The organism is Shewanella sp. NFH-SH190041, assembly GCF_024363255.1.
Lineage (GTDB): Bacteria > Pseudomonadota > Gammaproteobacteria > Enterobacterales > Shewanellaceae > Shewanella.
Genome location: NZ_AP026070.1, coordinates 301,802 through 313,925 on the forward strand (window position 1 = coordinate 301,802; position 12,124 = coordinate 313,925).

Consider the following 12,124-nt stretch of genomic DNA (forward strand, 5'->3'; position numbering starts at 1 on the left):
CTAGGACTTGTTGTTTTTCCTTATCTTTTCCCTTCGTGCACTTCGTGTAGCAAATGCAGTTTGCGCTTCGTGGTAGGTCGCTGTTAGTCATTAAAAAAGCCAAAAGCTATCACCACAAAGGACACGAAGAGCACGAAGAAAAGCAAAGTCACAAGCTAAGATTGTGCCCTGTTCTTACTCTTACGCTTTTCTTTATTTTTCCCTTCGTGCACTTCGTGTAGCAAACGTAGTTTGCGCTTCGTGGTAGGTCGCTGTTAGTCGTTAAAAAAACCAAAAGCTATCACCACGAAGGACACGAAGAGCACGAAGGAAAGCAAAATCAAAAGCTAAGATTGTGCCCTGTTCTTACTTTTACGCTTTTCTTTATTTTTCCCTTCGTGCACTTCGTGTAGCAAATGCAGTTTGCGCTTCGTGGTAGGTCACTGTTAGCAGTTAAAAAAACCAAAAGCTATCACTACAAAGGACACGAAGAGCACGAAGAAAAGCAAAATCAAAAGCTAAGATTGTGCCCTGTTCTTACTTTTACGCTTTTCTTTATTTTTCCCTTCGTGCACTTCGTGTAGCAAATGCAGTTTGCGCTTCGTGGTAGGTCGCTGTTAGCAGTTAAAAAAGCCAAAAGCTATCACTACAAAGGACACGAAGAGCACGAAGAAGAGCAAAATAAAAAGCTAAGATTGTGCCCTGTTCTTACTCTTACGCTTTTCTTTATTTTTCCCTTCATGCACTTCGTGTAGCAAACGCAGTTTGCGCTTCGTGGTAGGTTGCTGTTAGCAGTTAAAAAAACCAAAAGCTATCACCACAAAGGACACGAAGTGCATGAAGAAAAGCAAAATCAAAAGCTAAGATTGTGCCCTGTTCTTACTCTTACGCTTTTCTTTATTTTTCACTTCGTGCACTTCGTGTAGCAAATGCAGTTTGCGCTTCGTGGTGATCTGCTTTGGGCTTTAACGGGTATGAAGTCCGTATTTTTGTTGGGCTAATTTTGCTTGTCTGGGAAGTATTTTTGTACCAGCAGGCTGACTTCGGCATTAAAGGCAGCGAGGCGTTCTGGGTATGACATGGTGGCGATGTTGTCTGCTGCTGTAGCGACCTTAATATCCGGTAGTGATTCAATCATGCCGGCGGCGACAGTGGCATTGGTTACGCGGTCTATCATAATAAATCCACCTGTGGTGCGGCATTGTTGATATGTGCTCATAATCCCCTGTTGGTGCAAGGTTACCGTTACACTGGCCACTTCATTAAGCTGGAGCATCTTCGCGGGATGAGGCGTCAGGCTATTAATATCCAGTCGGTGGTGAATATTGCTTATCTGACCCGAAATAGTTTGGCCACCAAGTTTAAACAGATACGGTTGCCCGATAATCAGCGCTGTGGCCGACATCCAGATAAGATTGGCGGTTACTGTATCAGTTACCTTAACGGCATCCGTGCTAGCCGCATGCTGGTTGTTGATCAGCATATCGCCCCGAGAAATATCTAATTCATCCTCTAACGTCAGAGTTATTGCCTGCCCTGTGATGGCCTTAGACAGATTACCATCAGCAGTGACAATGGCACTGACCCGGGACTGGCACCCAGAGGGCAGGACAGTGACAGTGTCCCCGGGTCTAATCGTGCCAGAGGCTATGGTGCCACAAAATCCCCTAAAGTCTGCTTCGGCGCGGTTTACCCACTGAACCGGAAAACGAAATGGCATCTCGTGTTGCTGATCTTGCGATGGCCATAACCCCTCGCGCTGGCTGGCCAGGGGGATATTTTCCAGCGCTTGCATCAAGGTTGGATAATGAGAGGATGCGTCAGATGGCTCTGAGGATGGCAAAATATCATTGCTTTGTGTCGTTGCCGGTGTAAACCAAGGCATATGTGTGCTGGGGATGACAATGTTGTCACCCTTCAGGGCTGAAATCGGCATAAAATGAACGGTGGTGATATTTAATTGCTGGGCTAATTGACGATATTGGGCTGCAATGGTGTCGAAGACAGTTTGGCTGTAATCAACCAAATCCATTTTATTTACCGCCACAATCAGCTGTTTAATCCCCAATAAGCTAACAATACAAGAGTGGCGTTTAGTCTGTAACTGCACGCCTTTGCGGGCATCAATCAAAATAATGGCAAGTTCACAGTGAGATGCTCCGGTTGCCATATTGCGGGTATATTCTTCGTGGCCGGGGCAGTCAGCAATAACGAATTTACGTTTATCGGTTGAGAAATATCGGTAGGCCACATCAATGGTAATCCCTTGTTCCCGTTCAGCTTGCAGGCCGTCAACCAATAGCGCCAGATCCAATGGGTGTTCTGCCCGATTGCCCTTTTGTGAGTCACGTTTAATGGCCGCGAGTTGATCGTCAAAAATCAGTTTTGAATCATGAAGCAGACGGCCAATCAGCGTGGATTTGCCATCATCCACATTGCCACAGGTTAATAAACGCAAAATGGTCTTTTTTTCTTGCTGTTGTAGGTAGCCAAGAATATCGGTTTCAATCATTTGGGCTATGTGCGCCATCAAAAATACCCTTCAACTTTTTTCTTTTCCATCGAGCCACTGCTGTCATGGTCAATTGCTCTACCTTGCCGTTCAGAGGTGGTGGTAAGCAGCATTTCCTGAATAATATCCGGTAGCGTTTGGGCATGGGATGGGATGGCTCCGGTGAGGGGATAACAGCCTAGGGTGCGAAAACGTACCATGCGCTGTTGTACCGTTTCCCCATTAGCCAGTGGCATTCGCTCATCATCCACCATTATCAGCATGCCATCGCGTTCCACTACCGGACGCAGTGCAGCGCGGTAAAGTGGCACAGTATCGATTTTCTCCTGGTAGATATATTGCCAGATATCCAATTCAGTCCAGTTGGACAGGGGAAATACCCGGATACTTTCTCCTGGATGGATTCGGCAGTTACTCAGTTGCCACAGTTCTGGCCGCTGCTGTTTGGGGTTCCAGTGCTGGTGGCGGTCTCGAAAAGAATAGACTCGCTCTTTAGCGCGGGACTTTTCTTCATCCCGACGAGCACCGCCAAAGGCGGCATCAAAACCATAGTGGGTTAGCGCTTGTTTTAATGCGGCGGTTTTCATCACATCCGTATGTAAGGCTGAGCCGTGGATAAAGGGATTAATCCCTTGTTTCACTCCATCCGGATTAATGTGTACCAGTAATTCCATGCCCAGTTTGGCTGCCATATGGTCTCGAAATTCAATCATTTCTTTAAATTTCCAGCCGGTATCAACATGTAGCAGGGGAAAAGGGGGCTTGGCAGGATAATAGGCTTTGGCGGCCAGATGCAGCATTACGCTGGAGTCTTTACCGATAGAGTAAAGCATCACCGGGTTTTCACATTCCGCGACGATCTCGCGGATGATATGGATGCTTTCAGCTTCAAGTTGTTGTAGGTGGGTCAGATGTTCAGGGGACAGATTCATTCAAATAATTGCAGTATCAGGGTTGGCTTAATGCCATAAATGTATCGCGCCAGAGCGGGTCTGGACGGTTACAGACAATAAAAAACGGGTTAAGTAAATCAGCTTTTTGGCCGTATTGCAGCGGGGTTAAATCTGGTTGCAGTACCTGGCCACCGGCCTGCTCGACAATCGCCTGCGCAGCGGCAGTATCCCACTCACAGGTGGGAGCCAGGCGGGGATACAGATGTGCACTGCCTTCCGCGACCAGACATAGTTTCAGTGATGACCCCATGGATACGGCTGACACATGTTCCAGTGCGGCGGCAAATTGCGCCAGTGTGTCAGCCCCGTGGCGGCGACTGCCGACAATACGCCAGTTATCGCCACTCTGCGGTGTTGGCGCGACAGTTATTTCCCGGGGGGATTGCCCGGCATCAAGCCGAAATGCGCCTAGCCCCGCAGCGGCGTAATACAGCCGGTCGAGTGGCGGACAATATACCACGCCAAGCACGGCTTTGCCTTGATGGATAAGGGCGATGTTGACGGTAAACTCATCATTGCGCTGGATAAATTCTTTGGTGCCATCCAACGGGTCAATCAACCAGTAGGTTTGCCACTGCCGGCGTAATGCCCAAGGTTGGGTTTGGGGATCTGATTCTTCTGACAGCACAGGATAATCACTGATTTGCCCTAGCGCCGTAACAATGACCTTGTGTGCGGCTAAATCTGCCTCGGTTACCGGGCTGGCATCTTGCTTTTGGTAGCGGGCAAAATCAGTGTGGTACACCGCCATAATGGCATCACCTGCCTGCCGGGCAATATGAATTGTTTGGTTCAGCAGCTGTTGCATCTGAGCAATATCCTTCAACCTGAATCAGTTTGAATGACTGTACCATTCCCGTATAGCGCTGACACCCTTTTAGCTTTTAACTGATATTGTCGCGGTAGATATTTTTTTGCTATTCGTGGTAGGTCGTTGTTAGCAGTTAAAACACCAAAAGCTACCACCACAAAGGACATAAAGAGCACGAAGAAGAGCACAATCACAAGCTAGAACTTGTTGTCTTTTTTTATTTTTCCCTTCGTGAACTTCGTGTAGCAAACGCAGTTTGCGCTTCGTGGTAGGTCGCTGTTAGTCGTTAAAAAAAACAAAATCTATCACCACAAAGGACACGAAGAGCACGAAGAAGAACAAAATTACAAGCTAAGATTGTGCTCTGTTCTTACGCTTTTCTTTATTTTTCCCTTCGTGCACTTCGTGTAGTAAACGTAGTTTACGCTTCGTGGTAGGTCGCTGTTAGTCGTTAAAAAACCAAAAGCTATCACCACAAAGGACACGAAGAGCACGAAGAAGTGCAAAATCACAAGCTAAGATTGTGCTCTGTTCTTACGCTTTTCTTTATTTTTCCCTTCGTGCACTTCGTGCAGCAAACGCAGTTTGCGCTTCGTGGTAGGTCGCTGTTAGTCGTTAAAAAAACAAAAGCTATCACCACAAAGGACACGAAGAGCACGAAGAAGAGCAAAATCACAAGCTAAGATTGTGCTCTGTTCTTACTCTTACTTTTTTCTTTATTTTTCCCTTCGTGGTGTTCCGCTTTTGGCTTTTTGCTGTTAAACCATAAACTCCAGCGTATGTTGGTTAAAGTTGCTTAGACTGGGGAAAAGATCCAACAGCTCAGAGTCTGATGCGCCAAACCATCTAGCCAAAGTGGCAAAATACTGCTCATTACTCACTTGGGGAATTAACCGGCCACCGCCAACATCAAAAGGGCTACCCAAGCGCTGCTCCATCAGTGAGCCATAAATCTCCCCGCCTTTGACTGCGCCGCCCATTACCAGTTGATTGCCAGCCCAGCCATGGTCGGTACCATCACCATTAGACGTTAATGTGCGGCCAAAATCAGACATGGTAAATGTGGTGACACTATCACGCATACCTAATTGCCCTAATGCGGCATCAAACTCGCTAAAACCATTAGCTAACTCAGCCAATAACCCTGGGTGCTTAGTATTTTGATCATCATGGGTATCAAAGCCGCCCATAGTGACAAAAAATAGCTGCCGCTTAACACCAAACTGACTCTGCACCGAGAGTGTACGGGCTACCGCCTTAAGCTTATTAGATAAGCTGGTATCACTAAATTGATCAGTAAAATCAGTTGCCCCGCCTAAGGCTGCATTTAACTGCTCCGTATTGGCCACTGCACGGGTTAACTTCTGGCTATAAGCCATGGCCAGCGGGTGGGTAGCATTGGCAAACATCTTCTCCAGTTCAGCCCGAAATGCTAAGCGATCAGGATGGGTACTGTTATAAGCATGAATAGGGGTAATACCCGCGGTGCTCATAGCAAAGGGTGTTGCTTGGGTACCAGTTTGCCAAAGATTAGTGCCGGCCAGAGAAATATTGCTGGCATAAGATTGGCTCTGCTCAAGCAATTCTAATAGCCGTGCCCCCCAACCATAGTTAAGTGAGGCTTTTTCTCGACCCTGCATCCAGGTAGCTTGCTGATCATTATGAGAGAAAAGATGCTTAGGTATCGCAGCAGACTTTGCTTGATACTCTGCAAGAGTAATGGGGCTGATAAGGCTGCCGACTCCGCCAACAGCGGCAAGGCGCTGTTGTAAAAACAGTGACTCAAGCGGTGCCAGCGCAGGATGTAGACCTACTCCATCATTAATGGCCGTGAGCGGGCTTAACGCAATGGCATTGGTAGCCGCTAGGTTTTGTTTGCTGTCTTGATAGCTGGCAAGGGATTCGCCAGCCAACGGCAACAACATATTGAATGAGTCATTACCACCCATTAAAAAAATGCATACTAAGGCTTTATTGTCATCCAACTGCTGTTGCCCAATGGCGGATGAATTAGTGTTTGTTTTTTGGCTATTTTTGTTATGAATCAGCCCTTGCAGCGCCTGTAATTGCAAACTGGTTAATGCCGCCAGAGATACGCCACCTTTAAGGCAAAAATGTAAAAATGCACGCCGGTTAGTTGCTGTCATTACTCACTCCTTACGGATAGTCAAAACCATTCTCCTGGCAAACCATATTGACCCGGATAATAGGCTTAATTAGGTTGCAGGTGATCAGTGTTGCAATACATATTCTGGCGATACTGAAATGGTAAACAGCAGGAAGCCGACTTTTTCATAATCGGGCCAATTAGCAAAAATATTGTGGGTATTGATCAGGGTTTGACGCATTGCCACTGACATACGGCCACTGAAGAACAGCACATTGTAGTGATCCAATAGGGCATCTAACCCCTGATTATTCAGGCGATCAACATGGGGCTGCAGTGTTAAGAGAATGGTGTTTTCGTGGGGATTGTTGGCGAGTTCTTTTATTCGCCAAACTTGATAGGAAAATTGATGATTGAGCTGTCCAATTAAGGTGGCGTCATTGGCAATTTGCAACTCAGGTGCGACTAAAGGGGCGTTAAGAGAAGAGTTAAAAGGCGAAGTAGGTTGCCAGTCCTGCAATTCAGATGGTTGATAGTCGGGTCGGAAGAAATTGAACACGGAAGGAGAGCCTAATGGAACTTGGCCATGACTGTTTTGTGACCACACATAAAACCAATCACTGGCACTGGCGGCATTCAGTTCTCGCCAAAATTGCACTGTACGTAGCAGTGGCTCACGAATTTTGCCTGAATATTGCAATACGCCGCTGGGGTGGCGAGCTTCATCATCTAGCAAAATTGCTTTGATGACGGCAGCTAAATCGCCGCGAACGCCTTCGCCGTTATCAGTGAACACATCTGCAACCCGTTTAACATACTGAGGGGTTGGGTTAGAGGTGACTAAGCGTTGAATTAACTGCTTGCTGATAAAGGGGGGGACATTGGGATGATAAAACAGGTTATCTAGTGCCTGATCTAAATCTTGGTGTGCGCTTTGTCCGGCTGGTAAGACAGTGCTATTAAGCAGGATTTTTTTACCTTTATCATGAAACTCTTCCCATGGCTGCATGGAGTCAATAAAGTTGCGTGGCCATTTCCAGGATGTGGAACCGGCATAAGTCCAGCCGGTAAAAACATGGGCAAAACCGGTGATTTGATCTTGGCTATAAGTGGGAATGTGGTTGCCATTGTCATCTAATTTTGGTGTACCATCTTGATTTAACTGTACTAAGCCAATGGTGAATAGTTGCATCACCTCTCGCGCATAGTTTTCATCTGGGCGAGTATTCTTTGCTGTATCGGGCTTTTTATTACCTAAGTGGCTTAAATAGGTGCCCATAATGGGGGACAGAGTGATAGCTTCCAAGAGATCACGGAAATTACCAAAAGCATCTTGACCAAGTTGATCATAATAGTGGGCCATGCCAATAGGATTGGCTACCAAAGTGTCACTACCGGTATCTGATACCACAAATATTTCACTTAAAGCAAAAGCAATCCGTTGGCGCAGTTGATCCTGTGCACTTAATGTTGCCTGCCACCAAGCATTTATGAGAGAGACATGGTGAGGTCTATCCGTACCTGGTTCATTGAAAACTAAAGGAGTATGCAGTGTTGCCGGTTGTTCAATTTGGCTCGATAGCCACTCCTGTTCATCTAAGCCTATTGCTGCTTGAATTTCATCCGAAGTAGGCCCCATCGTAGCTTGATGCAACAAGTGCGCAGCCTCAAATTTATCCATACCGTAATGACTTGAAAAGCTGATTTCTGCGTTGGTTGATGCACCATCATCATCTGTGACAGTTACCTGAAAACGGTAACTAGAGGAATCGCTATTTTCGCCATTATCTATTTCAGGCAGCATAAAACTGAGTTGCAGGCCATCCTGGCCAGATAATTCCAGTGTGGGTCCGGCTATTTGTTGCCACTGAATTTGGTTGGTACTGCCATCAGGATCATTAGCTTGAGCGGTTAGCGTATGGCTGCGCCCTTGGCGCAAACTGGCATGAATAGGTGAGATGGAAACAATAGGGGGAATATTTTGGCTAACAATGATCTCAGCCTGAGAAGTTTTGTCAGACTCAGACCCGCAGCCAGCGAGTAGACAGCTAACAGCTAAGAAAATAGTAAGTCTGCGACCTGTCATATCCATGTAGAGAGTTATATCCATATAGCGTCCTTATGATCGAAAATCATTGTTTGCTAATGGCTTAACTGGCAAACACCTTGAGAAAATGTTGCATCTTTAGGAATGTTTAAGGAAAACAGTGTCAGTTAAGCTATGGATATAACATCGTCAGACGAGGAGATTTCTTGAGGATAAATTTAATCACCACCAAATAAATCACGGGTGTAAACTTTATCCATAACATCATTGAGTTCATCAACCATACGATTGGATACAATCACATCAGATAAGTCTTTAAACTCAGCTAGATCAGTAATCACTTTTGAATTAAAAAATTCAACTTCATTTAGTACCGGCTCATAGACAATTACTTCGATACCTTTGGCCTTAATACGTTTCATTACTCCTTGAATGGCTGAAGTGCGGAAATTATCAGAACCAGATTTCATAATTAGGCGGTAAATACCAACAACTTTTGGTTGTTTAGTTATGATTGCATTAGCGATAAAATCTTTTCTAGTGGTATTTGCATCAACAATAGCGCGAATAATATTATTGGGTACAGTATTATAATTAGCTAATAGTTGTTTGGTATCCTTGGGTAAGCAATAGCCACCATAACCAAAAGAGGGGTTATTATAATGGCTCCCAATACGAGGATCTAATCCAACACCTTTAATTATTTGTTTGCTATCCAATCTATAAGTTTGTGCATAACTATCAAGTTCATTAAAATAAGCAACTCGCATAGCTAGATAGGTATTGGAAAATAACTTAACAGCTTCGGCTTCAGTGGAGTCAGTAAATAAGACTGGAATGTCTTTTTTAATTGCCGCCTCAACTAGTAAATTAGCAAAAATTTTAGCTCGTTCGGTTTTTTCACCTATGATAATGCGAGAAGGATATAGATTATCATAAAGTGCTTTACCCTCACGTAAAAATTCAGGTGAGAAAATAATATTATCGCAATTGAATTTTTCTTTAATAGCTTTGGTATAACCAACCGGTACCGTAGATTTAATAATCATCACAGCCTTAGGGTTAATCTCCATTACCTGTTTGATGATTGATTCTACACTAGATGTATTAAAATAATTAGTTTCTACATCATAATCAGTAGGTGTGGCAATAATAACAAAATCAGCATCTTTATAAGCAAACTCTGCATCTAGTGTAGCAAATAAGTTTAAATTTTTTTGAGCTAAAAAGCTTTCGATTTCAGTATCTGCAATAGGTGATATTTTATCATTAATTAAATCTACTTTTTCTTGAATAACGTCAACAGCAATAACTTCATTATGCTGAGACAAAAGTACAGCATTAGATAGTCCAACATATCCTGTACCAGCAATAGCAATTTTCATTTTTAAAATACCATATCAAAAATAAATAATAAAATTATAGTTTTAAACTTTACAAGAAATTATCTTAAAATATTTCGTATTTAAACTAAGTGTAAGTGTCTTTCAATCTATTTACTGATGCTTAAATTTATTATTTTATTAGCAATCATATCTATTGACAATTGTTTATATAAATCTGTTTTATCATATGGGGTTGGTTTTTGTTGTTTAAGAACATTAAGGGTTGTTTCTAGAAATTGATTATCATCTACTACGTATGCGTTGGGTGAAAATTTACTTGCATATACGACGTCACCAACTTTTCGTGAAACAACAGGTAAATTTATTGCCATTGCTTCTTTAAAAACTTGTGGCGATCCTTCTCGATCTGATGTTAATAACATTATTTTGGAGTTAGAAAATAATTGAATGATCTCTGAACGATTTTTATCTTCAAGAGTTACTATTTTTGCATTTGGATAGTTTTTTTCTATGGTATGAAAAATTTTTAAAAAAAATTTATAATTTTTTTCTTTTCTTGATGGTGAGCTTGGGAAAATTATATTGTAGTTTTTAGGTGTATTATTAATTTCAAAGAAACTTTTATTTATTCCGCACGGGATAATAAAAATTTTATTTTTAAGTTTTATAGGAGATATGGAAATTAACTTATTTTTTATTTCTTTACTTACAGCAATAGATTTATAAGAAGCAATACAAGCTAAAAGAGATATGATCCTTACAATTTTGCTTTCACCAAGAACATCAGAGCCATGAAAAAATGTTAAGAGCCTAATTTTTTTTATAAAAATAATTGGCATTAATGGTAACATGGTAATAAATGACAACCCAAAATGTAAGTGTATAATATTAAAATTGTTTTTTAGTATGATAAAAAAAAGATAAGATATTGCCCTTAAATATTTCAGAAAATTATTTCCATATTTGTCTATATTAAATACACATATATTATATTTTTTATTTTCCAACTCATCATTTAACTCTTTAATAAAAATTCCTTTCATTTGTTTTTCTGCTGGGTACATATTTGTTATGCATAATATTTTTTTCAAAAAAAACTCCATTAATTATAAAAAAGATATTTAAAGTTTGTGAAGTCTAAAGCTTCTTTTCCATAGTCAGATATTATTGAAATAGGTAAGTATGCTGTTGATACAGTAATAAAAATTATAGCTGAAATATAGTTTTTATTAAATTTTAATAGCAAATAGCTCAATAAATAACTTGTGGTAAATAAATTACTCATTGTTAAATATGATAATGGTCTAAGGAATATATGATTTGCATTCATAAACATGATAGAGCAAATTCCACCTAAAATAGTTGCTGTATAGCAAATATTAAATAATGTACCTTTGAAAAATTGTTTTAATTTATCAGAAAATAATATTATAAAAAATAAATTAATTATTATGCAGTAAGTTCTTGGGCCAAAGTTTTTAATTGAGCTATTATTGATGAAATAATCTAAATTCTCTGAATATGAATCATAACCTATTACTTTCAAAAGATAAGTAGCATTGATTATATTTATAAATGAATTATCTGTTTGAGATATAAATATAGATAAAAAAAGAAGTGTAAAAGCGACATATTTATATTTAAATATATCAAATTTTAAAATAAAATAAAAAGGAATTAACACTATGGCGGACTTGTGAATAAACATTGCCAAACATATAAAAAGTAAATACTTTATAAGGTTTTTATTTTTTATGAAGTTAAACGCATAAACAAATGCAGTGGCGACAATCATTTGTCTAATACCATTTGTTAGACTCAAAAAATAAGGTCCTAAAAAAATTAATAATGGTATATAAGGATATAGAAATGGTTCATTTTTTATAGCTTTAAAGATAAAATAAATTTGTATAAAGCCTAAAAATGCAAAATAAAAAGAATAATGTATATTAAGAGATGTGAATAACTTTGTTATGTATTCAAATCCTATTTCCATATTTTGAAAAGAATAACCAGTCTGAATTAAACTATCATAGTTTTTTAAATAAGATAAATAATCAACACCAACATTCCAGCGAACTCCACAAATAGTAGCGAATATTAAATATAATAATATTAACTCAGGATTATTATGTGTGAAATTATATTGATTTATGCATCTTAGATAAGAAAGATATGCTAAAAAACTCAATATAATTAAGAATATAAAATAGGATAAAATACTTGTAAACATAATGTCTTATTTAAGTAAGCTGCGATTAATTAACTAACACCTATTTTCCGAGTGGATGCCAAAGAGCAATTTTTCGACGTAAATTTGGTCAATTTTCAAGCCTAAAATCAGCTTTATGCAACTCATTTATTTAGGC

8 protein-coding genes are annotated in these 12,124 nt (G+C 40.7%); all 8 read right to left on the bottom strand.

What is annotated here, in order from left to right; all coding sequences use genetic code 11:
• Positions 1-976: 976 nt before the first annotated feature.
• Positions 977-2,509, bottom strand: coding sequence for a sulfate adenylyltransferase subunit CysN (cysN, locus tag NFHSH190041_RS01430; RefSeq protein ID WP_261923551.1), 1,533 nt, complete (start codon positions 2,507-2,509; stop codon positions 977-979).
• Positions 2,509-3,423 (bottom strand): sulfate adenylyltransferase subunit CysD, encoded by a 915-nt coding sequence (gene cysD, locus NFHSH190041_RS01435; RefSeq protein ID WP_261923552.1) that lies wholly within the window; start codon positions 3,421-3,423, stop codon positions 2,509-2,511. Before cysD ends, cysN begins: the two co-directional genes overlap by 1 nt.
• Before the next feature lie 16 nt (positions 3,424-3,439).
• Entirely contained in the window at positions 3,440-4,252 is an 813-nt protein-coding gene (cysQ, locus tag NFHSH190041_RS01440; protein WP_261923553.1) for a 3'(2'),5'-bisphosphate nucleotidase CysQ, read from the bottom strand.
• A gap of 761 nt (positions 4,253-5,013) precedes the next feature.
• Positions 5,014-6,402, bottom strand: a complete 1,389-nt coding sequence (locus NFHSH190041_RS01445) for a DUF1501 domain-containing protein (RefSeq protein WP_261923554.1) — start codon at positions 6,400-6,402, stop codon at positions 5,014-5,016.
• A gap of 84 nt (positions 6,403-6,486) precedes the next feature.
• Positions 6,487-8,472 carry a DUF1800 family protein gene (locus NFHSH190041_RS01450; RefSeq protein WP_261923555.1) on the bottom strand — a complete coding sequence of 662 codons (1,986 nt, stop codon included), beginning with the start codon at positions 8,470-8,472 and terminating at the stop codon, positions 6,487-6,489.
• 155 nt (positions 8,473-8,627) lie between these two features.
• The gene (locus NFHSH190041_RS01455) at positions 8,628-9,794 is read right to left on the bottom strand and encodes a nucleotide sugar dehydrogenase (protein WP_261923556.1); all 1,167 of its coding nucleotides are present in this window, start codon (positions 9,792-9,794) and stop codon (positions 8,628-8,630) included.
• Between the two features lie 107 nt (positions 9,795-9,901).
• Positions 9,902-10,846 (bottom strand): glycosyltransferase, encoded by a 945-nt coding sequence (locus NFHSH190041_RS01460; protein WP_261923557.1) that lies wholly within the window; start codon positions 10,844-10,846, stop codon positions 9,902-9,904.
• An 11-nt stretch (positions 10,847-10,857) separates the two neighbouring features.
• The gene (locus NFHSH190041_RS01465; RefSeq protein WP_261923558.1) at positions 10,858-11,988 is read right to left on the bottom strand and encodes an EpsG family protein; all 1,131 of its coding nucleotides are present in this window, start codon (positions 11,986-11,988) and stop codon (positions 10,858-10,860) included.
• Positions 11,989-12,124: the final 136 nt, after the last annotated feature.

What these genes read in the sequence shown, in the direction of transcription:
- cysN (WP_261923551.1), bottom strand. Translation starts at nt 2,509, where the DNA reads ATGGCGCACATAGCCCAAATGATTGAAACCGATATTCTTGGCTACCTA.
- cysD (WP_261923552.1), bottom strand. Translation starts at nt 3,423, where the DNA reads ATGAATCTGTCCCCTGAACATCTGACCCACCTACAACAACTTGAAGCT.
- cysQ (WP_261923553.1), bottom strand. Translation starts at nt 4,252, where the DNA reads ATGCAACAGCTGCTGAACCAAACAATTCATATTGCCCGGCAGGCAGGT.
- NFHSH190041_RS01445 (WP_261923554.1), bottom strand. Translation starts at nt 6,402, where the DNA reads ATGACAGCAACTAACCGGCGTGCATTTTTACATTTTTGCCTTAAAGGT.
- NFHSH190041_RS01450 (WP_261923555.1), bottom strand. Translation starts at nt 8,472, where the DNA reads ATGGATATAACTCTCTACATGGATATGACAGGTCGCAGACTTACTATT.
- NFHSH190041_RS01455 (WP_261923556.1), bottom strand. Translation starts at nt 9,794, where the DNA reads ATGAAAATTGCTATTGCTGGTACAGGATATGTTGGACTATCTAATGCT.
- NFHSH190041_RS01465 (WP_261923558.1), bottom strand. Translation starts at nt 11,988, where the DNA reads ATGTTTACAAGTATTTTATCCTATTTTATATTCTTAATTATATTGAGT.